The sequence below is a fragment of the Dactylosporangium sp. NPDC051484 genome, assembly GCF_040689395.1.
In the GTDB taxonomy this organism is placed as follows: domain Bacteria; phylum Actinomycetota; class Actinomycetes; order Mycobacteriales; family Micromonosporaceae; genus Dactylosporangium.
Window position 1 is genome coordinate 209,910 of sequence record NZ_JBFAZX010000007.1, and the last position, 26,494, is coordinate 236,403.

Sequence of the window (26,494 nt, forward strand, 5' to 3'; positions counted from 1 at the left end):
GTCCTTGTCGCGGCGGCGTTCCCCCGCAGGGGGCTCGACGCTCCAGGTCGGCCCGGGGACCGTGCAGCCCGCTGTGCGCGGGCCGGCCGGCGGGCGGGAGGTCCCCCAGTGCCGCCGCGTGCTGTTGACGACGCCGCATGCGGGCACCTATCGGCTCAGCCGGTGCACTCCTCGGTTCGACGAGCACGAGCCAGTCGTCGATGTGATCGCGCGCTCGGCGCAGGTGGGACAGCAGTTCGACCGGCACGGCCACGCTCCACAATGTAGTCTCGCCGGAGCGTGACCGTTGCGCATACCGGACGTTGCCGACCTCGTGGCGGGGTGCGTCGCCCCGCCGAGTCCGTTAGCGTGGCCCGCTGACGTCGTACGCCGAGGATGTCGTACGCCGAGGATGGGGGAGCTGGTAGGTGCTCGGCAAGAGGTCCGGATACGCCAGGGTGGCCGCGATCGGCGCGATCCTGTTCGGGATCGTGTCCTGCGCGGGAGGCGAACCGCGCTCGTTCTCGCGGCCCGGGACCGGGGCCGCACATCAGGCGAACGCCGTGCCGTCGGCCGAGCCGTCGCCGTCACTGCCGGTGTCGCCGAGCCCGAGCGCCTCGCCGACCCCCGCCGTCTCGCCGTCGGTGACGCCCACCGCGCCGACGAGCACCTCGCAGACACCCGGGGACGGGTTCAACGTCCGCCCGCCGGGCGAGGGCCGCGGCCCAGCCGACACGATCATCCGCACCGCGGGCACCGGCGTCGCGCTGACCTTCGACGACGGCCCCGACCCGATCAACACTCCGGCGATCCTGCAGGTGCTGCGCGAGAACGGGGTCAAGGCCACGTTCTGCATGGTCGGCTTCCGGGTCCGCGACCGGCCCGACCTGGTGCGCCAGATCTACGCCGACGGGCACACGCTGTGCAACCACTCGTGGCAGCACCTGACGGACCTCGCCAAGCGTGACCCGGCGTACATCGACTGGGACCTGCGGCACACCAACGACATGATCCACGCCGCGGTCGGCGCCGACGCCCCGATCAAGTACTTCCGCGCGCCGGGCGGGAACTTCACCCCGTCGCTGGTGGCCAAGGCGGCCGAGCTCGGCATGGCCTCCATCTACTGGGACGTCGACCCGAGGGACTGGGACCACAAGCCGGACAACGGGCGCCAGGTCCACATCAACCGGGTCATCGCCCACGTGAAGTCCCAGACCCGGCAGGGCTCGATCGTCCTGTCACACGACAACGGCCAGCCCGACACGATCGTCGCGTATCGGCAGCTGATCCCCTGGATGCAGCGGTACTTCACGCTGGAGGGCCTGCCGACCTGACCCGGCAGCGCCGCGGCGGCTCAGGCCAGCCGGGCGTCGAGGGCGGCGCGGTCGGGCAGGAACCAGGCGTCGCGGCCGCGGTTGGACTCGCGGATCAGGTCGCGCAGCGCGTCGCTCGCCGCCACGTGATCGGAGACGTCGCCGATCACGGCCAGGCGCAGGCGGTAGTTGACCAGCTTCTGCAGGATCTCGCCGGCCACCCCGGTGCGCAGGACGAAGAAGTCGTCGGCGAGTCGGCCGGCCGGCACGACGAGCAGTTCCACACCGTGGGAGAGCGCCGCGCCGACGAGGTCGCCGGCGCCGAGCTGCGCGCCGTAGCGCGGGCCCTCGTCGTCCAGCACGAGCGCGTCGACCCCGTTGATCTTCTCGACCCGATCCATGGGACGCCACGCTACCGCGTCAACGCGCGCGGGAGCACGTCGTTCATCCCCTCACGCGCTCGGCGCAGCCAGGCGGTAGAGTGCTGATCATGCGGTGGTTGCGCGGCTGGCCGGTGTATCGGCAGCTGACCGGGCCGGACTCGACCGGTCGCGGTGCGGCGGTGCGCTCGCCGCGCACGGACGCGATCACCGCCCGCACCACGCAGGCCGACTCGGTCGCCGGGTCGGTGTGCCCATACTGTGCCGTCGGCTGCGCCCAGCGGGTCTTCGTCAAGGACGGCAAGGTCACCCAGATCGAGGGCGACCCCGACAGCCCGATCTCCCGCGGCCGGCTGTGCCCGAAGGGCTCGGCCAGCAAGAGCCTGGTCACCAGCCCGCTGCGGGCCACCCGGGTGAAGTACCGGCGGCCCTACGCGACCGACTGGGAGGAGCTCGACCTCGCCACGGCGATGGAGATGATCGCCGACCGCGTCGTCGCCGCCCGGGAGCAGACCTGGCAGGACACCGACGAGCAGGGCCGGCCGGTCAACCGGACGCTGGGCATCGCCAGCCTCGGCGGGGCCGCGCTGGACAACGAGGAAAACTACCTCATCAAGAAGCTGTTCACGGCGATCGGCGCGCTGCAGATCGAGAACCAGGCGCGCATTTGACACTCCGCCACCCTCCCCGGTCTGGGGAGCAGCTTCGGTCGCGGCGGCGCCACGGGCTTCCAGCAGGACCTGGCCAACGCTGACTGCATCGTGATCCAGGGCTCGAACATGGCCGAGGCCCACCCGGTCGGCTTCCAGTGGGTGCTGGAGGCCAAGGCCCACGGGGCGACGGTCATCCACGTCGACCCCAGGTTCACGCGCACCAGCGCGCTCGCGGACACGTTCGTGCCGATCCGGGCCGGGTCGGACATCGCGTTCCTCGGCGGTGTGGTCAACCACATCCTGAGCAACGAGCTGGACTTCCGGGAGTACGTCGTCGCGTACACCAACGCGGCCACGATCGTGCACGAGGACTTCCGCGACACCGAGGACCTCGATGGGCTGTTCTCCGGCTTCGACCCGCAGACCCAGGCGTACGACCCGTCGTCGTGGCGCTACCAGGGACATGCCCGGGAGGAGCACGCGCGGGAGTACGGCCCCGCCGACCGCGAGACCGCCGCGGGGATGCAGCACGAGTCGCACGGGCCGCCGATCCCGTCCGCCGTCGAGCGGGACGAGACGCTGCGGCACCCGCGGTGCGTGTACCAGATCCTGAAGCGGCACTTCTCGCGATACACCCCGGAGATGGTGGAGCAGGTGTGCGGCGTGCCGCCGGAGCAGTTCGCCCGGGTCTGCGAGGCCTGGACGCGCAACTCCGGCCGGGAGCGCACCACCGCGCTGGTCTACTCCGTGGGCTGGACGCAGCACTCGGTCGGGGTGCAGTACATCCGCACCGGCGCCATCATCCAGCTCCTGCTGGGCAACATGGGCCGCCCCGGCGGCGGGATCATGGCGATGCGCGGGCACGCCAGCATCCAGGGCTCCACCGACATCCCGACGCTGTTCAACCTGCTGCCCGGGTATCTGCCGATGCCGAGCGCAGGCCGGCACGACACGCTCGACGCGTGGGTCGACGCGATCCGCCACCCCGGGCAGAAGGGCTTCTGGGGCCACGCCCGCGCGTTCGCGGTCAGCCTGCTCAAGGCGTACTTCGGCGACGCCGCCACCGCGGAGAACGACTACTGCTACGGGCACCTGCCCCGGCTCACCGGCGACCACGGCACCTACCAGACCGTGCTGAACATGCTCGACGGTAGGGTGAAGGGATACTTCCTGCTCGGCCAGAACCCGGCCGTCGGCTCCGCGCACGGGCGCGCCCAGCGGCTGGGCATGGCGCAGCTGGACTGGCTCGTGGTGCGCGACCTCTACGAGATCGAGAGCGCCACCTTCTGGCGCGACGGCCCCGAGGTCGAGACCGGCGAGATCGTGCCGCAGGAGTGCAAGACCGAGGTGTTCCTGCTGCCCGCCGCCTCCCACGTGGAGAAGGAGGGCACGTTCACCCAGACCCAGCGGCTGCTGCAGTGGCGGCAGAAGGCCGTCGAACCGCCCGGCGACTGCCGCTCGGAGCTGTGGTTCTTCTACCACCTCGGCCGCCTCATCAAGGCCCGGCTGGCCGGCTCCACGCTGCGGCGCGACCGGCCGGTGCACGACCTGGCCTGGGAATACCCCACGCACGGCCCGTACGACGAGCCCTCGGCGGAGGCGGTCCTGCGGGAGATCAACGGCTTCGACGTGGCCACCGGGGCGCCGTTGCCGGGCTTCAACGAGCTGCGCGACGACGGCTCGACGGCCTGCGGCTGCTGGATCTACTCCGGGGTGTACGCCGGCGGGGTCAACCAGGCGGCCCGGCGCACGCCCGCGTCCGAGGCCGACCCGATCGGGCTGGAGTGGGGCTGGGCGTGGCCGATGAACCGGCGCATGCTGTACAACCGTGCCTCGGCCGACCCGGATGGCCGACCGTGGAGCGAGCGCAAGGCCTACGTCTTCTGGGACTCCGACCGGGGCGAGTGGACCGGGCCGGACGTGCCCGACTTCGAGCGGACCAAGCCGCCCACGTACCGGCCGGAGCCGGGCACGACCGGGTCGGCGGGCATCGCCGGGGACGATCCGTTCGTCATGCAGGCCGACGGCAAGGGCTGGCTGTTCGCGCCCAGCGGGCTCGTCGACGGGCCGCTGCCGGCGCACTACGAGCCGGTCGAGTCGCCGGTGACGAACCCGCTGTACCCGCAGCAGGCCAACCCGACCCGCAAACGTTTCCAGCGCTCGGAGAACCCGATCAACCCCGCGCACAGTGCGGTGTTCCCGTTCGTGTTCACCATCAGCCGGCTGACCGAGCACCACACCGCCGGCGGGATGAGCCGGACGCTGGAGTACCTCTCGGAGCTGCAGCCGGAGATGTTCGTCGAGGTCTCGCCGGCGCTGGCGGCCGAGCGCGGGCTGGAGCACCTGGGCTGGGCGCACGTGGTCACGAGCCGGTCGGCGATCGAGGCGCGGGTCATGGTCACCCCGCGGATGCGGCCGCTGCGCATCGACGGGCGGCCGGTGCACCAGATCTGGCTGCCGTACCACTGGGGCAGCTCCGGCCTGACCACCGGCGACTCGGCGAACGACCTCGTCGGCATCGTGCTGGACCCCAACGTGCTGATCCAGGAGAGCAAGGTGGGCACCTGCGACGTGCGGGCCGGCCGGCGCCCGCGGGGCGCGGCGCTGCGCGCCCTCGTCGAGGACTACAACCGGAGGGCGGGGCTGTGACCCTAGAACAGTCGCCGCGGCGGATGGGCTTCTTCACCGACACGAGCGTGTGCATCGGCTGCAAAGCGTGCGAGGTCGCGTGTAAGGAGTGGAACGCCGTGCCCGCCGACGGGCTCGACCTGCTCGGCATGTCCTTCGACAACACCGGCCAGCTCGACGCCAACTCCTGGCGGCACGTCGCCTTCATCGAGCAGACGCTCCCGTCGAGCGCGGACCCGCACGATCCGCACGCTCCCGGCGACATGCGGTGGCTGATGATGTCGGACGTGTGCAAGCACTGCACGCACGCCGCCTGCCTCGACGTGTGCCCGACAGGTTCGCTCATGCGCACCGAGTTCGACACCGTGATCGTCCAGGCCGACATCTGCAACGGCTGTGGCTACTGCGTGTCCGCCTGCCCGTACGGCGTGATCGCCCGGCGGGAGGGCGACGGGCGCGTCTGGAAGTGCACGCTGTGCTACGACCGCATCGGCGACGGGCTGCAGCCGGCCTGCGCCACGGCGTGCCCGACCGAGTCGATCCAGTACGGCCCCCTCGACGAGCTGCGTGAGCGGGCGCAGGCCCGGCTGGAGCAGTTGGACCGGCCCGAGGCGCGGCTCTACGGCCACGACCCGGACGACGGGGTCGGCGGGCAAGGCGCGTTCTTCCTGCTACTCGACGAGCCCGAGGTGTACGGACTGCCGCCCGCCCCGATCGCCAGCACCCGTAACCTGCCGCAGATGTGGAAGCGCGCCGGCCTGGCGGCTCTGACGATGGCCGCGGCCGTCGCGGTGTCGTTCCTCGGAAGGAGACCATGAACCGCCCCGCACGCGAGCACGGTGGTGAGGACGTCCAGGTGCCCCGCGCCGAGTTCCGCTCGTACTACGGCCGGCCCATCCTCAAGGCGCCGGTGTGGAAGCACGACGTCCCGGCGTACCTCTTCACCGGCGGACTGGCCGCGGGCAGCGCCCTGCTCGCCGCCGGCGCCGACCTGACCGGCCGGCCGAAGACCCGGCGGGCGGCTCGGCTGGCCGCCCTCGGCGCGCTCGGCGCGAGCACCTACTTCCTCATCAACGACCTCGGCCGGCCGGAGCGCTTCCACCACATGCTGCGGGTCGCCAAGCCGACCTCGCCGATGTCGGTGGGCACCTGGCTGCTGAGCGCGTTCGGCGGGGCCGCGAGCCTGGCCGCCACCACCGAGGCGCGGCCACGGGGCTGGACGGCGCGCGCCGGGCGGGCCGCCGGCCTCGGCGCGGCGGCGCTGGCGCCCGGGCTCGCCACCTACACGGCGGTGCTGGTCGCCGACACGGCGGCACCGTCGTGGCACGCGGCCCGGGCCGACCTGCCGTTCGCGTTCGCGGGCAGCGCCCTGGCCAGCGGGGCGGCCGTCGGGCTCATCGCGGCGCCCGTGCGCGAGGGCGGACCGGCCCGCACGCTCGCGGTCGCCGGGGTGGCGCTCGAGGTCGCCGCGACCCACCGGATCGAGACCGGGCTGGGGCTGCTGGGGGAGCCGTACCGCACGGGGAAGGCGGGCCGGCTGCTCCGCGCGGCGCGGGCGCTGAACCTGGCCGGGGCGGCGGGCGCGGTGCTGGGACGGCGCAGCCGGGTGCTGTCGGCGCTGTCCGGGGCGGCGCTGCTGGCGGGGTCGCTCGCCACCCGGTTCGGGGTGTTCGAGGCCGGCGTCGCCTCGACGAAGGATCCGAAGTACGTGGTGGAGCCGCAGCGGGGCTGACGCCCCGCCGCGGCGGGCCGTCATCAGCCCTTGGTGACCACCGAACCGACGATCTTGTCGGCGATCGTCTGCCGCTTCTGGTCCCACAGCGGGAACAGCCAGCCGACGTAGCAGATGACGCTGTCGACGATGTGGCCGAGGTCGCGCAGGAAGGCGCCGCCGAAGCCGAGCGGCTGGCCGGTCTGCTCCTTGAACAGCCGCAGGCCGAGCGCCTTCTTGCCGAGGCTGGCGCCCTGGCCGCCGAGGATCCAGCGGTTGTAGACGAGCCACGCGAACGCCAGCAGGAGGAAGACGAAGTACAGCGGGCCCGGACCGCTCGCCATGCCGTCGGAAGCGACCGACGGGCCGGCGATCACGTTGCCGAGGAGGCTGAGAATCACCGCGGGAGCGGCGTCGATCAGGTACGCGCCGACGCGCTGGATCCAGTTTGCATAGTTCATCGGGGGTATTGCTCCTCAGGGGGTTGGGGATACAAACGGCTCAGATGAATCCGAACCGGTGGAGCTGGAAGCACCAGCTCGCCGTGGCGGCGACGAGCGCGGCCACCTCGACCCTGCGGCGGGTCCGGGCCGGCCAGGGCGCCGGCAAGGCGACCAGGCCGAGATGCCGCAGGACGACCATCGGGACCGTCACGGCCGTCAGGATCGCCAGACCCAGGGCCGCCGGGTTGTCGCCGAGCGAGGCCAGGATGCGGCCGTGCGTCAGGTCCACCGCCGCGGTGGTGAGCCCGCATCCGGGGCACGGGATGCCGGTCGCCCAGCGCAGCGGGCACGGCAGGCCGAGGCCTGTTCCGGTGCTGACCGCCGGCCAGAGCGCCGCCGCGCTCGCGACGGCGACACCGAACCCGCCCAGGCGCTCCGGTATCGAGTACTGCCTGCGCACCTGAGACCCCGTAGCTCGACGTAGTAAGTGATGATCTTAGTTGGTGATCGACGTCACTTTGGATCGGCCGAATGCATGATCCTCGGGATCGTCCTCCCAGCTAGCGAACCCGCAATGTCGAGCCGGTGAACGGGACGAGCTCGCCGATGACCGGATAGCCGGGCAGTTCGCCCGCCACGAGCAGGCCGCCGGAGGTCTGCGCGTCGGCGAGCAGCAGCAGCTCATCCTCCGGCGTGGTGCCGGCGTCGAGGTGCGGGCGGACCCAGTCGAGGTTGCGCCGGGTACCGCCGCTGACGAAGCCGTCGGCGAGAGCGCGGCGGGCGCCGTCGAGGTAGGGCACGGCGGCCGCCTCGAGCACCGCGGTGACCCCGCTGGCCCGCGCGAGCTTGTGCAGGTGTCCGAGCAGCCCGAAGCCGGTCACGTCGGTGGCGCACTCGGCGTCGGCCGCCAGCGCCGCCTCCGAGGCCGCCCGGTTGAGCGTGGTCATCGCCTCGACCGCGTGTGGGAACGACTCGCCGGTGGCCTTGTGCCGGCTGTTGAGCACGCCGATGCCGAGCGGCTTGGTCAGCGTCAGCGGCAGGCCGGGGCGGCCGCGGTCGTTGCGCAGCAGGCGATCCGGGTCGGCGATGCCGGTGACCGCCATGCCGTACTTCGGCTCCGGATCGTCGACGGAGTGCCCGCCCGCCACGTGACAGCCGGCCTCGCGGGCGATGTCCAGGCCGCCCCGCAGTACCGCCGCGGCCAGCGTCATCGGCAGCACCTCGCGCGGCCAGGCGAGCAGGTTCACGGCGACCACCGGACGGCCGCCCATCGCGTAGACGTCGGACAGCGCGTTGGCCGCCGCGATGCGCCCCCAGTCGTAGGCGTCGTCGACGACCGGCGTGAAGAAGTCGGCGGTGGCGACCACCGCGGTGCCGCCGGACAGCGACACGACCGCCGCGTCGTCGCCGTCGTCGAGCCCGACGATCAGCTCACCCGGCCCCTGCGGCGCGCCGCCGCCCAGCAGGCCGGCGACCACCGCCTCCAGCTCGCCGGGCGGGATCTTGCAGGCACAGCCGCCGCCGTGCGCGTAGCCGGTGAGCCGGATCGTCTGGGTCATATGATCCACTGTAAGGCAGCCGTACTGCATAACTCGATGTCGTTGGCCGGTTGCCCGCCAGTAGGCTGCTGCCCGTGATGGGGGCCGCTGCGCAGAACCAGTTCCAGACGCACGGGTTCGTCGATGTGGACGGCCAGGACCGTCCGGACGACTGGGTCAGGGTTCTTGACGTCCTGGACGCCGAGCCGTTCTACGCCTCGTACAAGGCACGGTTGCGGGAACTTCTGGCGCCGGCCGCGCCCGGCCGCTGTCTGGATGTGGGCGCGGGCACCGGCGCCAACGCGGCTCGGCTGGCCGATGAGCACGGGATCGAGATGGTGGTCGTCGACCACGCCCATACGATGGCGCGTGCCGCCCAGTCCCGAGGCCTGACCCGGGTGGCCGTCGCCGATGCGGCTCGGCTGCCGTTCGCCGCCGCGACGTTCGCCGGCGCCATGGCCGATCGGGTCCTGCAACATCTCGCTGACCCGCGGGCGGCCGTTGCCGAGATGGTCCGTGTCACCGTGCCCGGCGGGCGCATCGTGCTCGCCGATCCCGACTATGACACGCAGGTCCTCGATATCGAGGATCAGGACGTCGCCCGTGCCGTGCTGCGGTTCCGGGCCGACCATGCGCTGCGCAACGGTACCCTCGCCCACCGTCATGCCGGCATACTCGCGACGCTCGGGATGACCGACGTCGTCGTCGAGACCCGCACGCTGGTGGTGCGCGACCCCAATGCCGTCGACCATGTGATGGGCCTGCGGACGTGGGCGGCCACCGCTGCGAAACGGGGCCTGCTCGAACCCGCACGGGCGGCGGTGTTCGAGGTGGAGGTCGACCGGGCCATCCGTGCCGGCCGCTTCCTCTATGCCGTCACGTTCTTCCTCACCAGCGCGGTGAAGCCGAGCTAGCTCTTCCCGGCCGTGGCGGCGGCGACCTCCGGCGTCCCGCGATCGGCCGGGCGGCGGCCCGTGGCGAACAGCAGCGCGAGGCCGGCGAGGCACAGCAGGGTGCCCGCCGCGTAGGCGTAGCGGTAGCCGAAGTTCGCGGCCAGGCCCAGCAGCGGCCCGGCCAGGATCGCCGCGATCGGGAACGCGTTGCTGGCCAGCGTCGCCGCGCGGCCGGGCTCGCCGGGCAGCAGCTCCTGGACGTAGGAGATGCCCAGGCCCTGCACGGCGGCGATGAAGCCCGCGTTCAGCAGTTGCAGCGCCGCCACCTGCCAGCTGTGCGTGGCGAGCGTGACGAGGGCGTAGTAGAGCACGCCGATCGCGGCGCCGAGGATGATCAGGCGACGCAGCGGGAAGCGGGCCGACAGCGCGCCGAAGCCCAGCATGAGCGGGATCTCCAGGGCCGCGCACAGGCCGAGCACGAGGCCGGTGTCGCGGACCTGGGCGTGCAGGACGTGGCCGAGGTACAGCGACATCGCCTGCACGCCGAGCACCCCCGCGGCCTGCATGAGCGCGAACGCGGTGACCACGAGCAGCACCGACACCCTTGCCTTGCGGGCCGGCGGCCGCTCGACGTGCGCCGGCGGCGAGACCTCATCGAGGCGCAGCAGCACGACCGCGGCGGCGACGACGTACATGACGGCCGCGGTGAGGTACAGCACCCGGAAACCCCCGGCCTGCACCAGGAACGCGGCCACGGGCGGCCCGGCCACCCAGGCGACCGAGAACAGCGTCCGCAGCGTGCTGATCGCCATCGCGGCCCGGGCCGAGCCGCGCTGCTGCAGCACCTCGCGGGCGTAGGCGAAGGCCTGCGGGAACAGCGCGCCGCTGATCGCGGTCAGCGAGATGGTCAGCGCGAACAGCACCCAGTACTCGCGCACGAACGCGGTCGCGATCGAGCCCGCGCAGCCGGCGAGGGCGGCGGACAGCATCAGCCGGCGCCGGATCGGGCGGCGGTCGGACAGCCGCCCGAGCACCGACGACGACGCCACCATGGCCAGCGGCCCGGCGACGAGGAACGCGCCGACCCGGGCCGGCCCGGCGTGCACCTCGGAGCTCAGGAACAGCGCGATGAACGGCCCGACGAGCGCGGTCGACAGCCCGACGAAGAAGAACATGATGCCGAGCGGCACCAGCGTGCGCCCGGTCCGCCCGGCGGCGCCGGCCGGCGCCTCGACGCTAATGCCCGAAACCACGGCCGCACCTTACGCGATTCAGGGCAGGCACTCTGCCTAATAACGGCCGGAAGTCTCGTACGTCACTGCGTGCACCGCTCAAGGGCGCCAGCCGGTCGCCGCCGCCCAGTCCTCGGCCGCGGCGACGACGAGGTCCACGACCGGGTCCTTGACGTCGGTGTAGGCGCCCAGGTCGTCGAGGTGCCCGGCGAGGGTGGTCTTGAACGCGGCGTACGCGGCCACCGCGGCCGGGTGCGCGCGCAGCCAGTCGCGGAACAGCAGGGCCAGGCGCTCGTTGGGTGAGCCGGCCAGGCGCACGTGGAGGTTGACCGGCTCCGGGGAGTCACGGGTGTAGAAGCGCTTGCGCCACAGGTCCGGGGCGTCTCCGCGGCCCGCGGGGACGTGGTCGTGCTCGTACGGGCCGCGGGCGAAGCCGGCCGCGGCGAGCGGCGTGTCCAGGGCGGGGGAGAACGCGGCGACGCTCAGCTGCAGGTCATACACCGGCTTGGCGGCCATGCCCGGGATCGCGGTGCTGCCGATGTGCTCCACGCGCAGCGACAGCGGCGCCGCGGCGGCGTGGACCTCGGCGGCCAGCTCCAGGCCGCGCGCCCGCCAGCCCGCGGCGGAGGGGTCGATGTGGATCGGCACGCGTGGACCGTACCGGATCCGGGGTTTCCGGGGTTATGACGCGGACTCGCGGCGGGCCCGGGCGCGCCGCTTGCCCTCGTGCATGGCCTGCACGCGGGGCACGGGGATGGTGTCGCCTTCCGCGATGAGGTCGGCGGGCACGTCCTGCGGCGCCGGCATCCGCTCGGCCCACGGGTCGGCGGCGCCGAGCAGGCCGGGCACGGTGTGGACGGTGAAGTCACGCGGGGAGACGCCGTCGAGGTCGGCCCAGTCCAGCGGATACGACACCGGGCAGCCCGGCCGCAGCCGCGGGCTGTAGGCGCACACGACCGTCGCACCGCCGACCCGGGTGGGGTCGAGGAACACCTTGCCGTGCCGGTCCTCGCGGATGAACGCGGTGGTGGCGAGGCCGGGGTCGAGCCGCTCCGCGCGCGCCGCGATCGCCCGGGTGGCCGCGGCCACGTCCTGCATCGGCGTGGGCCGGATCGGCACGAAGACGTGCAGGCCCTTCGCGCCGCTGGTCTTCACCGCGCCGGTGAGGCCGGCCTCCCGCAGCGTCTCGCGGACCAGCCGGGCCGCCCGCACCACGATCCCGAAGTCCGTCGTGCCCTCCGGCGGGTCGAGGTCCAGGACCAGGTGCGTGGTGTGCGCCCAGTCGTCGGCGCGCACGAGCGTCGGGTGGTACTCCACGGCCCTCTGGTTGGCGAACCACAGCAGCGTGCGCCGGTCGTCGCACAGCGCGTAGGCGACGTCCCGCTTCGACGTCTCGGCCCACATGTTGACCGTCCGGACCCATTCCGGGGTGTACTTCGGGACGTTCTTCTGCATGAACGACTCCTGGCCGCGCATGATGCGCACCACCGACAGCGGCCGGTCGGCCAGCACCGGGATGATCCGGTCGCGCACGGCGTCGAGGTAGTCGACGAGGTCGCGCTTGCTGGCGCCGGCCCCCTCGAAGAGCGGCTGGTCCAGGTTGGTCAGCGCGACCCCGTCGCGTTCCTCCGCGGTGCCCACCGTCACACCGTATCGGGTGAGCGCTATTCCAGCAGGTCCATGTTGATCGCGGCGGCCGCCTTCAGTCCCGCGCCGGCCGCCACGATGGCGTGCGCCATGGGGTCGGCGACGTTGCCGGCCACCCACACGCCTTCCACGGCGGTCTTGCCCATGGGATCGGCGGGCACGTAGGTGGCGATCACCTCGCCGTGCATCTCGAGGCCGGCGGTTTCGAGGCCGAGCCCGTCGAGGAACCCGGCCCGTGCGGCCATCCTGGTCTGCACGGCGACCACCTCCCGCGCCACGACGGTTCCGTCCCGCAGGTGTACGCCCACGTCGTCGACGCCCACGACCTCGCCCTCGACCACTCGCACCTTGGGCGAGATGTCCTGCGTTTCGCGATGGTTCGTGAACAGCACGACGTCGTCGGTCCACTGCGTCCACAGCAGCGCCTGGTGCGCGGCGAGGACGCCGGTGGCGATGACGCCGAGGGGCCGGTCGCGGACCTCCCAGCCGTGGCAGTACGGGCAGTGCAGCACGCGCCGCCCCCAGCCCTCGGCCAGCCCGGGGATGTCCGGCAGCTCGTCGGTGAGCCCGGTGGTGACCAGCAGCCGCCGCGCCGTGCGGCTCGTGCCGCCGGCGAGCTCCACTTGGAAGCCGTCGCCCTCGCGCCGCGTGTTCGTGACGACACCGTCGGCGAACTGCGCGCCGTACCCGCGCGCCTCGGCCCGCCCGATCTCCAGCAGCTGTCCCGGCGGGGTGTTCTCCCGCCCGAGGTAGCTGTGCACTGCCGCGGCCGGCGCGTTGCGGGGCTGCCCGCTGTCGACGACCAGGACCCGGCGCCGCGCCCGGGCCAGGGCCAGCGCACCGCTCAGCCCAGCCGCGCCGCCGCCGATGACGATCACGTCGTACTGCTCGGTCATACCGATACCTCCGCTGCGCTCCGGCGGCGGTCCGAGCCAGACCCGAATCGCTGCATACCGCTCATGTCTTCGACCATGCCCCGGTCAGGCCGTTTTGGCAAAGAACTTTGCCAAATTGGCAAGATGGAGCTGGAGCGCGCGCAAGCGCACCGGGGACTACGGCCGCTGGTCTCAGGGCGTGTCGTAGCGGCCGGGCTGGACGACGGTGGTGAAGCCGCCGGCCGGGACCAGCACCCGGATCCGGCCCGCCGTCGTCGTGTAGTGCTCCAGCTCCTCGCCGCCCGGGTCGTTGACGCTCACCGTCGCCGGGGCGTCGCCGGGCACCACCACGTCGGCGGCGCGGGTGCTGGTGGCCATGCTGCGCAGCAGGGTCAGGTGCGCGCCGGTCAGCGGGTGGGACAAGGCCATCGAGTGCATCTGCGATCCTTCGATGCGCACGGTCGGCTCGGCGATCCGGGCGACCGCCGCCGCGTGCGGCTCGGAGTCCAGGGCCAGCATCGCCAGCAGCCCGTGGATCGTGGACTCGGCCCCGGAGTCGCGGTGCACCACCCCGGCCCCGCCACCGGCGGCGTCCTCGACGTCGATGCCGTCGTAGGTGATCCCGGTCGCCGGGTCGTACATCGGGGCACCCGCCGGGTTGTTGCCGAAGAACCACGACCCGGCGACGCCGGCCAGGGTGCTCAGCGCCGGTCGCCCGGTCGCCCGGCCCGTGGCCAGCAGCGACTCGACCCGCGAGTGCGCGCCGTAGGCCAGCTGCACCCCGTCGAGCGTCAGCGCCTCCCGCGCGCCCGGCATCGCCACCCGCAGGTTGTCCGGTCCGCGGCCCACGAGCAGGTGCGGGGTGAACGACGCCGCGTCCGCCAGCGCCGCGTCGCGGGCCGCCAGGTCGCCGCACACCTCGTACACGCGCGCCAGCGCCGCCGGTGCCAGCCCGGCCCAGGCGTGCCATTCGGTGCGCGAGAGCCCGGACGGCAGCACCGCCCCGAACGGCCATGTCCACGGCGTGCCGGTGCGCATCGCGGTGACTCCCTCGGCGAGTTGCTCCAGGACCTTGCGGGCGTCCTCGTCGTCGCTGATCCGGGTGTACTCGCACAGCCCCAGCATCGCCTCGCCGGTCAGGTCGGCACCGTTGGCGATGAGCCACGCGGGCGTGGACATGTCGTCGACGAGGCGCCACTGGCCGTACCGGCACAGCACCTGCCGCCGCACCGCCCCGGCGGCCAGCCGCAGCCGCACCCGCAGGAACGCCGCGAACGCCGGATCGTCGCCGTGGAAGGCGGCGTAGCCCTCGCCCAGCGCCCAGATCGTGCGGGCCAGCCAGGCCGACTCGCCGCTGTCGGACGGGTCGGGCGGCTCGGGCGGCTCGGCGCTGGCGTTGAGCCGCCCGTCGGGCTGCTGCCACAGCACCACGTTGCCGGCCCGCGGATCGGTGTCGTCCTGCGGCGCGGTCTGCAGGAAGCACAGCCCGCGCAGCAGTTGCCGCGCCGCCGCGCGGCTGGTCGCCGCGCCGGTCGCCCGCCAGTGCCTGGTGTACACCACGGCCGCCCGGGCGATGTCGTCGGCGTTGAACGCGCCCTGGGTGTAGTCGCCGTCCGTGGCTCGCTCGCCGCCCCCGCAGGGCAGGTAGCTGTCGTCGGGCAGCCGCCCCGCGTAGGTCCACACGACCTCGACCTGCGGCTCCTCGGAGAGGCGGTAGGTGGTGTGCCCGGCGATGGCGGGCGGCGCGATGCGGACCCGCAGCGAGTCCAGGTGGGCGAGGTTCGTCAGCACGGGCGGCGCTCTACCCGGGCCCCGACCGGCAAACGCCCACCCCCGGGCGATTGCGGGCGGCGGACCCGCGAGGGTCGATCGCGACGGGCACCACGAGCGGCCGGCGGGCGGGTATGGTGTGCGCGCGGAAGGAGACGTTACGGGGCGTCTGGTCCTCGGCGATGCCGGTCTTGCCGGCGAACCACTGCCGGTCACGATCGATGCCGCCAGCCGGGTCCGGTCGTCGAGCTCGGTGAGGCGGGGCGCGTCAAGCGCGCCGTAGCTGTGCGGGGCCGACAGCCTGGCTTCCTCGTCGGCGTCGCGCATTCCGGGCACCTCTACGGCTCGTTGCGGCCATCCTGGAGACATCCGGGAGCCGCGCCCCGTCACGAAGCGTTGCGGCAAGGTCGCGGAGGTGTCCCCCTGGTTCGCCCTCGGAGAAACCCGGTTGTCTGAGTGAGTGCTCGCTCATTAGAGTGTCGCCGTGAATGCGAACCGGCAGCAGGGTCGACGGCGACGGGTGCCCGCACTGGCGCCCGACGATCGGCGAGCGGCGCTCATCGCCGCGACGCTGCCGCTGCTGCGCACCCACGGCGTGGCGGTGACGACCCGGCAGATCGCCGAGGCCGCCGGCGTCGCGGAAGGCACCATCTTCGGCGTCTTCCCGGACAAGGCGTCCCTGCTGTCCGCCGCACTGTGCCGCGCCTTCGAGCCCGGCCCGGTGCTGCGGGAGCTGTCGGCGATCGATCCGCGGGCGCCGCTGCGGGAGCGGCTCAACGACGCGGCGGCGATCCTGATTCGCCGGGTCGAGGGTTCGGTACAGCTGATGATGCTCGCCCGGACCATGCCGTGCCCGGCCGAAGAGTCGCCGATGGCGGTGCTGATGGAGGGCCGCCGCCGGCTCACCGAGGCCGTCGCCGCGCTGGTCGAGCCCGACCGGGCGCTGCTGCGGCGCAGCCCCGACACCACCGCCCGGCTGCTGTTCGCCCTGGTCGTGAACACGGTGCGGGGTGAGCTGCCCAACGAGGAGCTGTTCACGCCCGACGAGATCGTCACCATCCTGCTCGACGGCCTGCTCAAACATCCCGGCGCACCAAGCGACCCTGGAGAAGCCTGACCGATGCTGATCCGTCTGCTGAGAACGTACCTACGGCCCTATCGCGGGCCGATCACCCTGGTGGTGGTGCTGCAACTGGTGCAGACGCTCGCCACCCTCTACCTGCCGACCCTCAACGCCGACATCATCGACCGCGGAGTCATCACCGGCGACACCGGCTACATCCTGCGCATCGGCGGCTTCATGCTCGCCGTGACGCTCGTGCAGATCGTGTGCTCGGCCGCTGCGGTCTACTTCGGCGCGCGGACGGCGATGGCGCTCGGGCGCGACGTGCGGGCCGGCCTGTTCGCCCAGGTGCAGCGGCTCAGCGCCCGGGAGGTCGGCGAGCTCGGCGCCCCGTCGCTGATCACGCGCACCACCAACGACATCCAGCAGGTCCAGATGCTGGTCCTGATGACGTTCACGCTCATGGTGTCGGCCCCGATCATGTGCCTCGGCGGCATCATCCTGGCGCTCAAGCAGGACGTGCCGCTGTCCGGGCTGCTGCTCGTGGTCACGCCGGTGCTCATCGGCCTGATCGCGCTCATCGTGGTGCGGATGCGGCCGCTGTTCCGGCTCATGCAGGTGCGCATCGACGTGGTCAACCGGGTCATCCGCGAGCAGATCACCGGCATCCGGGTCATCCGCGCGTTCGTCCGTGACGAGCGGGAGCGGGTCCGCTTCGCCGAGACCAACGCCGACCTGCGTGATGTGTCGCTGGCCGTGGGCCGGCTGATGGCGCTGATGTTCCCGACCGTCATGCTCGTCGTCAACGCCTCCAGCATCCTCGTGCTGTGGTTCGGCGCGCAGCGCATCGACAGCGGCGGCATGGAGGTCGGCGCGCTGACGGCGTTCCTGAGCTACCTCATGCAGATTCTCATGTCGGTGATGATGGCGACGTTCATGTTCGTCATGATCCCGCGGGCCGAGGTGTGCGCCGAGCGCATCCAGGAGGTCCTCGGCGCCGAGTCCAGCGTCCAACCGCCGCGGGAGCCGGTCACGAGCCTCGACGTCCACGGCGAGCTCGAGCTGCGCGGCGTGTCGTTCCACTACCCGGGCGCGGAGTCGGCCGTGCTCGCCGGCGTCGACCTCGTCGCGCACCCGGGGCAGACGACCGCGATCATCGGCAGTACGGGCGCCGGGAAGACGACGCTGCTCAACCTCGTGCCGCGGCTGTTCGACGCCACCGGCGGCACCGTGCTCGTCGACGGTGTCGACGTGCGCCGGCTCGACCCCGCGCTGCTGGCGCGGACCGTGAGCATGGTGCCGCAGAAGCCGTACCTGTTCTCCGGCACCGTCGCGTCCAACCTGCGCTACGGCCGGCCCGACGCCACCGACGAGGAGCTCTGGCAGGCCCTGGAGGTCGCCCAGGCGGCCGGCTTCGTCCGCGCCATGCCCGAGGGGCTCGCCGCGCCGATCGCGCAGGGCGGCACCAACGTCTCCGGCGGGCAGCGCCAGCGCCTGGCGATCGCCCGGACCCTGGTCGCCCGCCCCGAGATCTACCTGTTCGACGACTCGTTCTCCGCGCTGGACTACGCCACGGACGCGGCCCTGCGCGAGGCGCTGCGCGCCGAGATCGCCGACGCGACGGTGGTCATCGTCGCCCAGCGGGTCAGCACCATCCGCGACGCCGACCGCATCGTCGTGCTCGACGAGGGCCGCGTGGTCGGCACCGGCACCCACCAGGAACTCATGGACGACAACGAGACCTACCGCGAGATCGTCCTGTCCCAGCTCACCGAGCAGGAGGCGGCGGCATGACGGCACCAGCCAGACCCGGCGGCGGCGGCCCGGGGTTCGGCCCCGGCCGGATGATGATGGGCGGCGGACCGCCGGTGAAGCTCGACGACTTCAAGGGCTCCACCAAGCGGCTGCTGAAGATGCTCGCCCCCGACCGGTTCATCGTCTGCGTGGTGCTGGTGTTCGGCATCGCCAGCGTCGTGCTGTCGGTGCTCGGCCCGCGGCTGCTCGGCCACGCCACCGACGTCATCTTCGAGGGCATCGTCAGCAAGCGGATCCCCGCCGGCACGACGAAGGAGCAGGCGATCGAGGCCCTGCGCGCGCAGGGCAACGGCCGCTTCGCCGACCTGCTGTCGGGCATGACCAACCTGGTGCCGGGCCGGGGCATCGACTTCGACCGGCTCGAGCGGGTCCTGTTGTGGGTCGCGGTGGTGTACCTCTTCGCCTGGATCTTCGGTCTGCTGCAGGCCCGGCTCACCACGGTCGTCGTGCAGCGCACCGTCTTCCGGCTGCGTGAGCAGGTCCAGCTCAAGCTCGCCCGGCTGCCGCTGAGCTACTTCGACCAGCAGCCCCGCGGGGAGGTGCTCAGCCGCGCCACCAACGACACCGACAACATCGCGATGACGCTGCAGCAGTCGCTGAGCATGCTGCTCACGTCGCTGCTGACCATCATCGCGGTCCTCGGCATGATGTTCTGGATCTCCCCGCTGCTGGCCGTCATCGCGCTGGTCACCGTGCCGGTGTCGGTGTTCATCACCGCCCGCATCGGCAAGAAGTCCCAGCCGGAGTTCGTCAAGCAGTGGGCGAGCACCGGCCGGCTCAACGGCCACATCGAGGAGATGTTCACCGGGCACTCGGTCGTGAAGATCTTCGGCCGGCAGGAGGAGGCCGCCCGCACGTTCGAGGAGCACAACGAGACCCTGTTCGCCTCGTCGTTCCGCGCCCAGTTCATCTCCGGCCTGATTCAGCCCGCGATGATGTTCATCGGCAACCTCAACTACGTGCTCGTCGCCGTCGTCGGCGGCCTGCGCGTGGCCTCCGGCACGATGTCGCTGGGCGACGTGCAGGCGTTCATCCAGTACTCCCGGCAGTTCTCCCAGCCGCTGACGCAGGTGGCCAGCATGGCCAACCTCGTGCAGTCCGGCATCGCCTCGGCCGAGCGGGTGTTCGGTCTGCTCGACGCGGCCGAGCAGACCCCGGAGCCGGCCGCGCCGGTCCACCCGGAGCAGATCCGCGGCAAGGTCACGTTCGAGCACGTCTCGTTCCGGTACAAGACCGAGGAGCCGCTCATCGAGGACCTGTCGCTGAGCGTCGAGCCGGGCCAGACCGTCGCGATCGTCGGCCCGACCGGCGCCGGCAAGACCACGCTGGTCAACCTCATCATGCGGTTCTACGACCTGACCGGCGGCCGGATCCTGCTCGACGACGTCGACATCGCCACGATGTCGCGCGACGAGCTGCGCGAACAGATCGGCATGGTGCTGCAGGACACCTGGTTGTTCCAGGGCACGATCGCGGAGAACCTGGCGTACGGCGCCGACCACCCCACCCCGGAGAAGATCGTCGCGGCCGCCGAGGCCGCGCACGCCGACCGGTTCGTGCGCACTCTCCCCGAGGGCTACGAGACGGTCATCGACGAGGAGGGCGCCGGCGTCAGCGCGGGGGAGAAGCAGCTCATCACGATCGCCCGCGCGTTCCTGGCCGAGCCGACGATCCTCATCCTGGACGAGGCGACGAGCTCCGTCGACACCCGCACGGAGGTCCTCATCCAGCGCGCGATGAGCACCCTGCGCGCGGGCCGGACGAGCTTCGTCATCGCCCACCGCCTGTCCACCATCCGCGACGCCGACCTGATCCTGGTCATGGAGCACGGCAGCATCGTCGAGCAGGGCACGCACGACTCCCTGCTCGCCGCGGACGGTGTCTACGCCCGCCTGTACTCCGCCCAGTTCGCCGCCGCCGCGGTCGAGGTCGACTGACCGCTCGCCTGGACGAGCACCGCACCGCCCGTGACGCGTCATGGGCGGTGCGGTGGTCAACCGGCAGCGCGTCCGTTTTTGATCGTGATCAGCCGTCCCTGTGGCGCGGCTGCATGCCGAGCAGTGGCAGCCGCCATAGCGTCACGCCGGGTGTCTGACCGGAAAGGATCAGCATCCGTCGCATGCTTCCGCGTGGGCGGGGACCTCTGGGGTGTCCGCGGCGGTGCGGATGAGCCGAGCCACCTGCAACAGACCCGCCGTCCGAAAGTAGGCGGGCCTGTCGTCACGCCATAGGCCGGTCTGAAGCCGCCACTGGAGCACGTCGACCGCGTCCGCCAGATGTCGCCGTTCGGCGGGTGTGAGAGGTCCTCCGGTCGCGAGGCAGGCGGTGACACACGAATCAATCTGTGCGGCGATCGGGTCGGACCAGGCCAGCAGGGCGGGCAGGCGGTCGCGACGCCAGAACGTCAAGGCATGCACGGCGGCCTGGCGCGGCGCACCGTACCAGAACCGAGGGGCATGATTCGGGTTCGGATCGTCCGGGTGCGGGCTTCGCTGCCCCCGACGTTTGGCGGCGCGGCGCTGCGCCGCGTACTCGCCCAGCGCGGCGTGCCAGGCGGCCCGGCTCGCGCACAGGATGTCGAGCGCGCGCAGCAATGCCGCCTCGTCGCGCTCGAACGGCCCAGCCAGCGCTTCCAGGTAGCTCAGGGTCGCGTGGAAGCCGATCGGCTGGTACATCTGCACGCAGGACCGAAACGCCACCAGCCGGTATCGATAGAGCGGCGTCGGGCAGCGAACGAGGCTGGCGTAGGCGCTGAAACTCACCCGGCGAGGCTAACCCGGACGGACCTGCATTCCATCCCGATATCCACACCGCCTCGCCGCCGTGCGCGGGGCGATCGGCGATCGCCCCGCGCGGGAAGGGGTCAGCGGCCGCGCAGCTCGCGGTAGCGGCCCACGAGCGCCGCGGTCGACGAGTCCAGGGCCGACAGGTCCGGGGACGGCGACGTCAGCGCCGGCTCGATGCGCTTGGCCAGGACCTTGCCCAGCTCGACGCCCCACTGGTCGAACGAGTCGATGTCCCAGATGGCGCCCTGGACGAAGACCTTGTGCTCGTACAGGGCGATCAGCTGGCCCAGCACCGACGGCGTGAGCTCGTCGGCCAGGATCGTCGTCGTGGGCCGGTTGCCGTGGAACATGCGGTGCGGGACCTCGGCATCCGCCACGCCCTCCGCGGCGACCTGCTCCGACGACTTGCCGAAGGCCAGGGCCTGGCCCTGCGCGAACAGGTTGGCCATCAGCAGGTCGTGCTGGCCGCCGAGGTCGCCGAGCTCGGCCACCGGGCGCGCGAAGCCCAGCAGGTCGGCGGGGATGAGCGCGGTGCCCTGGTGGATCAGCTGGTAGTAGGCGTGCTGGCCGTTGGTGCCGGGGGTGCCCCACACGATCGGGCCCGTCGCCCACTGGACCGGCCTGCCGTCGCGGTCGACGGACTTGCCGTTGGACTCCATGTCGAGCTGCTGCAGGTAGGCCGTGAACCGCGACAGATAGTGGCTGTACGGCAGCACGGCGTGGGTCTGGGCGTCGTGGAAGTCGCGGTACCAGATCCCGAGGAGGCCGAGCAGCAGCGGCGCGTTCGATTCGGGCGGCGCCGTGCGGAAGTGCTCGTCCATGAGGTGGAACCCGTCGAGCATGGCGCGGAACCCGTCCGGTCCCAGCGCGATCATGAGCGACAGGCCGATGGCGGAGTCGTAGGAGTAGCGGCCGCCGACCCAGTCCCAGAACTCGAACATGTTCGTCGTGTCGATGCCGAACTTGGCGACCTCGCCGGCGTTGGTCGACACCGCGACGAAGTGCTTGGCCACCGCGGCCTCGTCGCCGAGCGCCTCGACCAGCCATGTGCGCGCGGCCGTCGCGTTGGTGATCGTCTCGATCGTCGTGAACGTCTTGGACGACACGATGAACAGCGTGCGGGCCGGGTCGGCGTCGCGGAGGGCCTCATGCAGATCGGCGCCGTCGACGTTGGACACGAACCGGAACGCCAGTGAGCGGTCCGTGTACGCGCGCAGGGCCTCGTAGGCCATCGCGGGGCCCAGGTCGGAGCCGCCGATGCCGATGTTGACGATCGTGGTGATCCGTTCGCCGGTGTGCCCGACCCACTCGCCCGAGCGGACGCGGTCGGCGAACGCCGCCATCCGGTCGAGCACCGCGTGCACCTTCGGCACCACGTTCTCGCCGTCGACGAAGATCTCGGCGTCCCGAGGCGCCCGCAGCGCGGTGTGCAGCACGGCCCGGTGCTCGGTGAAGTTGATCTTTTCGCCGCGGAACATCGCGTCGCGCAGCTCGAACACGCCGCGGGCCGCCGCGAGCTCCCGCAGCAGTTGCAGGGTCTCGTCGGTGACCAGCTGCTTGCCGTAGTCGAGGTACAGGTCACCGGCCCGCAGCGAGTAGCGGCTGCCCCGGTCGGGGTCTTCGGCGAACAGGTCGCGCAGGTGCACCTCTGCGAGTTCCGCGCGGTGCTTGGCCAGCGCGAACCACTCGGGCAGATGGTTGAGCCGAGGCATCAGGAAACTCCTAGCGAGTCAGCGTGGTACCACTCCACTCGCTGATTCTGCCCCGTTCGCGATCCGCTCGTCGCCGGTGTCCAGATCCTGCCGCGCCGTCCGCGCCCGCCGGCGCACCCCGGCGGCGACAGCGACCGCCGTCGCCGCGGTGACGATCAGAAGAACAATTCCCGTCGGTACCTCGAACAGCTTCAACGCGCTCGCGATGAGCACGATGATCAGGGCTGCCCGCACGACCCCGGCCGGCGCCCGGGACGACAGCCGCGCCCCGATGAGCACGCCCGGCACCGACCCGATGAGCACCCCCGCGGCGAGGTCGAGCTTGAGGTCGCCGAACAGCGCGTGCCCGAGCGCGGCGGAGAACACCAGCGGGATCGCCTGCACCAGGTCGGTGCCGACCAGGTCGCCGGGGCGCAGCGCCGGGTACAGCGCGAGCAGGATCACGATGATCAGCGACCCCGACCCGACCGAGGTCATGCCGACCACGAGGCCGCCGAGCGCCCCCAGCAGCACCGTCGGGACCGGCCGGACCCGGATCGGCGCCGGGCGGTCGCCGGTGGCGGGCTCGTTGCGGCGGTACGCCTTGAGTAGCAGGCCCACGACGGCCAGCAACAGGGCGACGCCCAGCGCGACGCGCACCACGTCCTGGACCTGCTCACCCCCGCCGATCGCCCGCATCAGCAGCACGCCGACGAACGCGCTGGGCACGCTGCCCAGGCACAGCCATCGCACGAGCGCCCAGTTGACCGTCCCGCGCCGCGCGTGCACGAACCCGCCGAAAGGCTTCATCACCGCGCTGGCCGCCAGGTCGCTGGAGACGGCCGCGAGGGGCGGCACGCCGAAGAACAGCACGAGGATCGGCGTCATGAGCGCGCCGCCCCCCATGCCGGTCAGCCCGACGATGATGCCGACACCGAGCCCGGCGAAGGCCAGCAGTGGGTCCATCCCGAGAAGTTTGCCGACTCGAGTCAATTTTGTCCACCAATTAAGTCGACAATGCTGGGAATCCCGGCGAGCGTCACACCGCGCCGGCCGCATCCGAGTCGCTTGACGGCAGCTATTCCTACGGGGAATAGTGGCCCACATGTCAACGACGCATGCCCTGCTCGGCATCCTCGCTTCGCAGGGGATCCGCCATGGGTACGAGCTCAAGCGCGAGCACGACCGCAGGCTGCTGGGGGTCAAGCCCCTCGCTTTCGGGCAGATGTACACGACCTTGGCCCGGATGCTGCGCGACGGATACATCGCGGAGGCGGCGCATCAACGGGTCAGCGGGCCGGACCGGGTCGCCTACCGGCTCACCACCGAGGGCCGCGTCGAGCTGGACAACTGGCTCGGCCAGGCGGTTCCGCCCGCGACGCACGTCTCGGCGCAACTGTTCGTCAAGGTCATCGTCGCGCTCCTCGTCGCACCGGACGAGGAGACCGCCCGGTCGTTCCTCGCCACGCAGCGCACCGTCCACCTGGAGCGGATGCGTGAGCTGACCAAGGTCAAGACTGCTGGCGGTGCCTCGGTGACCGAACTGGCCGCCGCGGACTACCTGCTCAACCACCTCGACGCGGACCTGCGGTGGATGGCGACCACCCTGGAGCGAATCAGCCAGCTCCGTTCGGAGGTGCTCGCATGAGCGCCGCCATCCTCGAAGCGAAGAACATCGAGAAGTGCTACGGGCAGACCGCGGCACTGCGGGACGTGTCGCTGACCATCGGCCGGGGCGAGACCGTGGCCGTCACCGGTCCGAGCGGCTGCGGCAAGTCGACGTTGCTGCACTGCCTCTCCGGGATCCTGCGCCCCGACCAGGGCAGCGTGCACTTCCAGCAGCGCGACCTCACCACCCAGAGCGAGGGGGCCCGCTCGCGGCTGCGCCGGACCGCGTTCGGGGTGCTGTTCCAGTTCGGTCAGATCGTCCCGGAACTGACCTCGATCGAGAACGTGACGCTGCCGCTGCAACTCGGCGGAATGCGGTACCGGGACGCGGCCGTGCGAGCCCAGCGGCTGCTCGACCGGCTCGGCATCGGAGGCCTGGGCGGCAAGCGGCCCGGCGAGATGTCAGGCGGACAGCAACAGCGGGTGGCGCTGGCCCGCGCGCTGGTCACCGAGCCGGAGGTGCTCTTCGCCGACGAGCCCACCGGGGCCTTGGACAGTCTCGCCGGCGAGCAGGTGATGGTCGAACTCGTGCGACTGGCCCGCGAGCACGGCACCACCGTGCTGGTGGTGACCCACAGCGCGCAGGTGGCCGCCTACGCGGATCGCGAGATCACCATGCGTGACGGCCGGGTGGAGACCGGCGGCCGGGTCACGATCTCCGGTGAGGCCCGATGAGACCCACCGGCGTCCTCAGATTCGCGTTCGCCGGCACCCGCGCCGACCGGGTCCGCGTGCCGATCACCGCGGCCGGCGCGGCCGTCGCCGTGCTGGTGCTGCTGTGCTGCGCCACCGTCATGACGATCGAGCCCGAGTCCGGCCGCTATCAGAGCAGGATGTTCACCGCCAGCACCATCCTTCCCAACGTGGTGCTGGCGATGCTGCTGTTCAGCGTCCCGGTCATGTTCCTGGTCGCGCAAAGCGCCCGGATCGGCGCGCCCGCGCGCGACCGCAGGCTGGCGGCCTTCCGGATGGCCGGCGCCTCGCCGGCTCAGATCGGGTGGATCGCCGCGGTGGAGACCGGCCTGGCCGCGACGATCGGGGCAGCGCTGGGTGCGGCCGCCTACTTCGCCGGGCGGGTGCTGCTGGACGACCCGGGACCGGGCGGGAGACGTCCCCTGCCGACCGACGTGCTGCCATCCCGCCCGGCCGTCATCGGCATCGTGATCGGTGTGCCGCTGCTGGCGACGCTCCTCACCGTCGTGCTGCTGCGCCGGGTGGCGATCACACCGTTCGGCGTCGTGCGGCGGAGCCGCCAGCAACGGGTCCGCGCGTGGCCCATGCTGCTGTTGGTGATCGGCCTGGCCGGCATGACCGGGATGGGCGCAGCCATGCACAGCGAGTACTTCCAGCAGAGGCAGCTCGACCAGGCGTACAACCTGTTGATTTTTGTGCTGCTGGCATGCACGATCCTGGTGCTGCTCGGGCTGATGTTCACGGTCGCCTGGATCGGATACACCAGTGCCCGCCTTCTGCTGCGCGTGACCAGGCGCCCCAGCGCGCTGATCGCCGCCCGTCAGGTCCTCGCCGATCCCTACGACTGCAGCCGCAGCTATACCGTCATCCTGGTCACCACGGCCTTCGGCGCCGCCGGGATGATGCTGCACTCCTGGCTGGTCACCGATGTGGCGGTGCGGGCCGCCGCGATGCGGGATGCCGCCGTCGCTTTCGGCACGCCATCGATGGATCTGAGCGGCACCGCCGCCTTCCGCTCGGACGTCCACGACATCGTCAACGCGGTACTGCTCGGCATCATCGGCGTCGCGGCCCTCACCCTGCTGATCGCGCTCGTCGAGTCCGGCGTCGCGCGCCGCCGCGCCATCGCCGCGCTGGTGGCCGGTGGCACCCCGCGCGCCGTCCTGGCCCGCGCCATGTATTGGCGGGTACTCCTGCCTGCCTTACCCGGCATCGCCATCGCGGGCCTGGCCGGGATGCTCGCGATGCGGTCGTTCACCGCCACCGCCACCGCCGGTTGGGGCGGAGACATCTGCGTCGGAACGCCTACCCAGTGCATCGGGGACGAGACTGGGACCTACATGGTGTACCGCAGCGTCACGCACACCTTCCAGACCCCGGTGCCGTGGGGCGAGATCGGGGCGATCGCGTCGGCCTCCCTGCTGGCCGTTCTCCTGGTGATCGCGGCGAGCGTGCTCCTGCAGCGCTCCAGCACCAACCCGTCCGAACTGCGCGCTGACTGACGGCAGCGGCCCGCAGTTGATCGAGGGTTGTCGGCGGCACGCGGGAAAATCTCGTCGCGGGCGAAGCCCGCCGAGCAGATGATGATCGGACGACGGGCGACGCTGGCGCGGGCGGTCCGCCGACTGTGCCCTGGTGGGTGGATGGAGCGGCCATGCGCACGGAGTCCTGGACACCATCGGGGATACGCCTGCGGGCAGCCGGCAGGGGAGCGGC

At 71.9% G+C, this 26,494-nt stretch carries 23 protein-coding genes; 11 read left to right on the forward strand and 12 right to left on the reverse strand.

The genetic code is table 11. The annotated features are described in order from the left end of the window. The first annotated feature begins 407 nt into the window (after positions 1-407). Positions 408-1,313 (forward strand): polysaccharide deacetylase family protein, encoded by a 906-nt coding sequence (locus tag AB0367_RS15895; protein ID WP_366227022.1) that lies wholly within the window; start codon positions 408-410, stop codon positions 1,311-1,313. 20 nt (positions 1,314-1,333) lie between these two features. Here AB0367_RS15895 and AB0367_RS15900 read toward each other — a convergent pair whose 3' ends face one another. Beyond that, the gene (locus AB0367_RS15900) at positions 1,334-1,693 is read right to left on the reverse strand and encodes a DUF4180 domain-containing protein (protein ID WP_366227023.1); all 360 of its coding nucleotides are present in this window, start codon (positions 1,691-1,693) and stop codon (positions 1,334-1,336) included. 89 nt (positions 1,694-1,782) lie between these two features. Here AB0367_RS15900 and fdh point away from each other — a divergent pair, with 89 nt between their 5' ends. Genes fdh through nrfD form a run of 3 tightly spaced genes read left to right on the forward strand, consistent with a single transcriptional unit; the run spans position 1,783 to position 6,685 of the window. Then, a complete protein-coding gene (fdh, locus tag AB0367_RS15905; protein WP_366227024.1) occupies positions 1,783-4,974 on the forward strand; it encodes a formate dehydrogenase in 3,192 nt (1,063 codons plus the stop codon). 23 nt (positions 4,975-4,997) lie between these two features. Continuing rightward, positions 4,998-5,771 (forward strand): 4Fe-4S dicluster domain-containing protein, encoded by a 774-nt coding sequence (locus AB0367_RS15910; RefSeq protein ID WP_366227125.1) that lies wholly within the window; start codon positions 4,998-5,000, stop codon positions 5,769-5,771. Further along, complete coding sequence (gene nrfD, locus AB0367_RS15915; RefSeq protein ID WP_366227025.1) at positions 5,768-6,685, forward strand: NrfD/PsrC family molybdoenzyme membrane anchor subunit; 918 nt, start codon at positions 5,768-5,770, stop codon at positions 6,683-6,685. The genes AB0367_RS15910 and nrfD overlap by 4 nt, the downstream gene beginning before the upstream one ends. A 23-nt stretch (positions 6,686-6,708) precedes the next feature. Here nrfD and AB0367_RS15920 read toward each other — a convergent pair whose 3' ends face one another. The 3 genes from AB0367_RS15920 to selD all read right to left on the reverse strand — a co-directional run bounded on the left by AB0367_RS15920 (position 6,709) and on the right by selD (position 8,666). Then, positions 6,709-7,125, reverse strand: a complete 417-nt coding sequence (locus tag AB0367_RS15920) for an RDD family protein (protein WP_366227026.1) — start codon at positions 7,123-7,125, stop codon at positions 6,709-6,711. Between the two features lie 40 nt (positions 7,126-7,165). After that, positions 7,166-7,567: a DUF2752 domain-containing protein gene (locus tag AB0367_RS15925; protein WP_366227027.1), complete on the reverse strand. Its 402-nt coding sequence runs from the start codon at positions 7,565-7,567 to the stop codon at positions 7,166-7,168. 100 nt (positions 7,568-7,667) lie between these two features. Further along, positions 7,668-8,666 (reverse strand): selenide, water dikinase SelD, encoded by a 999-nt coding sequence (gene selD / locus AB0367_RS15930; RefSeq protein WP_366227028.1) that lies wholly within the window; start codon positions 8,664-8,666, stop codon positions 7,668-7,670. Between the two features lie 125 nt (positions 8,667-8,791). Between selD and AB0367_RS15935 the strand changes: the two genes are divergently transcribed. Next, positions 8,792-9,559 (forward strand): methyltransferase domain-containing protein, encoded by a 768-nt coding sequence (locus AB0367_RS15935; protein WP_366227029.1) that lies wholly within the window; start codon positions 8,792-8,794, stop codon positions 9,557-9,559. On the opposite strand, the gene AB0367_RS15940 is transcribed toward AB0367_RS15935, so the two are convergent. The 5 genes from AB0367_RS15940 to AB0367_RS15960 all read right to left on the reverse strand — a co-directional run bounded on the left by AB0367_RS15940 (position 9,556) and on the right by AB0367_RS15960 (position 15,083). Next, positions 9,556-10,791: a sugar efflux transporter gene (locus AB0367_RS15940; RefSeq protein ID WP_366227030.1), complete on the reverse strand. Its 1,236-nt coding sequence runs from the start codon at positions 10,789-10,791 to the stop codon at positions 9,556-9,558. The genes AB0367_RS15935 and AB0367_RS15940 overlap by 4 nt on opposite strands. A gap of 78 nt (positions 10,792-10,869) precedes the next feature. Further along, positions 10,870-11,418 (reverse strand): GrpB family protein, encoded by a 549-nt coding sequence (locus AB0367_RS15945; RefSeq protein ID WP_366227031.1) that lies wholly within the window; start codon positions 11,416-11,418, stop codon positions 10,870-10,872. A 33-nt stretch (positions 11,419-11,451) separates the two neighbouring features. After that, positions 11,452-12,411 (reverse strand): ATP-dependent DNA ligase, encoded by a 960-nt coding sequence (locus tag AB0367_RS15950; protein ID WP_366227032.1) that lies wholly within the window; start codon positions 12,409-12,411, stop codon positions 11,452-11,454. Between the two features lie 23 nt (positions 12,412-12,434). Beyond that, complete coding sequence (locus tag AB0367_RS15955) at positions 12,435-13,313, reverse strand: NAD(P)/FAD-dependent oxidoreductase (RefSeq protein WP_366227033.1); 879 nt, start codon at positions 13,311-13,313, stop codon at positions 12,435-12,437. Positions 13,314-13,484: 171 nt separating this feature from the next. Further along, positions 13,485-15,083: a hypothetical protein gene (locus tag AB0367_RS15960; RefSeq protein ID WP_366227034.1), complete on the reverse strand. Its 1,599-nt coding sequence runs from the start codon at positions 15,081-15,083 to the stop codon at positions 13,485-13,487. A gap of 463 nt (positions 15,084-15,546) precedes the next feature. Here AB0367_RS15960 and AB0367_RS15965 point away from each other — a divergent pair, with 463 nt between their 5' ends. Genes AB0367_RS15965 through AB0367_RS15975 form a run of 3 tightly spaced genes read left to right on the forward strand, consistent with a single transcriptional unit; the run spans position 15,547 to position 19,877 of the window. Then, positions 15,547-16,179, forward strand: coding sequence for a helix-turn-helix domain-containing protein (locus AB0367_RS15965; RefSeq protein ID WP_366227035.1), 633 nt, complete (start codon positions 15,547-15,549; stop codon positions 16,177-16,179). A gap of 3 nt (positions 16,180-16,182) precedes the next feature. Then, positions 16,183-17,919, forward strand: coding sequence for an ABC transporter ATP-binding protein (locus AB0367_RS15970; RefSeq protein ID WP_366227036.1), 1,737 nt, complete (start codon positions 16,183-16,185; stop codon positions 17,917-17,919). After that, on the forward strand, positions 17,916-19,877 hold the full coding sequence (locus AB0367_RS15975) for an ABC transporter ATP-binding protein (protein WP_366227037.1): 1,962 nt from the start codon (positions 17,916-17,918) through the stop codon (positions 19,875-19,877). The genes AB0367_RS15970 and AB0367_RS15975 overlap by 4 nt, the downstream gene beginning before the upstream one ends. 168 nt (positions 19,878-20,045) lie before the next feature. Here AB0367_RS15975 and AB0367_RS15980 read toward each other — a convergent pair whose 3' ends face one another. The 3 genes from AB0367_RS15980 to AB0367_RS15990 all read right to left on the reverse strand — a co-directional run bounded on the left by AB0367_RS15980 (position 20,046) and on the right by AB0367_RS15990 (position 23,383). Next, positions 20,046-20,702 carry a hypothetical protein gene (locus tag AB0367_RS15980; RefSeq protein ID WP_366227038.1) on the reverse strand — a complete coding sequence of 219 codons (657 nt, stop codon included), beginning with the start codon at positions 20,700-20,702 and terminating at the stop codon, positions 20,046-20,048. 101 nt (positions 20,703-20,803) lie between these two features. Then, entirely contained in the window at positions 20,804-22,438 is a 1,635-nt protein-coding gene (pgi, locus tag AB0367_RS15985) for a glucose-6-phosphate isomerase (RefSeq protein ID WP_366227039.1), read from the reverse strand. Between the two features lie 18 nt (positions 22,439-22,456). Further along, complete coding sequence (locus AB0367_RS15990; RefSeq protein ID WP_366227040.1) at positions 22,457-23,383, reverse strand: sulfite exporter TauE/SafE family protein; 927 nt, start codon at positions 23,381-23,383, stop codon at positions 22,457-22,459. 139 nt (positions 23,384-23,522) lie between these two features. Here AB0367_RS15990 and AB0367_RS15995 point away from each other — a divergent pair, with 139 nt between their 5' ends. Genes AB0367_RS15995 through AB0367_RS16005 form a run of 3 tightly spaced genes read left to right on the forward strand, consistent with a single transcriptional unit; the run spans position 23,523 to position 26,280 of the window. Then, the gene (locus AB0367_RS15995) at positions 23,523-24,065 is read left to right on the forward strand and encodes a PadR family transcriptional regulator (protein WP_366227041.1); all 543 of its coding nucleotides are present in this window, start codon (positions 23,523-23,525) and stop codon (positions 24,063-24,065) included. Beyond that, positions 24,062-24,760, forward strand: a complete 699-nt coding sequence (locus AB0367_RS16000; protein WP_366227042.1) for an ABC transporter ATP-binding protein — start codon at positions 24,062-24,064, stop codon at positions 24,758-24,760. The genes AB0367_RS15995 and AB0367_RS16000 overlap by 4 nt, the downstream gene beginning before the upstream one ends. After that, positions 24,757-26,280, forward strand: a complete 1,524-nt coding sequence (locus tag AB0367_RS16005; RefSeq protein WP_366227043.1) for an FtsX-like permease family protein — start codon at positions 24,757-24,759, stop codon at positions 26,278-26,280. Before AB0367_RS16000 ends, AB0367_RS16005 begins: the two co-directional genes overlap by 4 nt. Positions 26,281-26,494 lie beyond the last annotated feature (214 nt).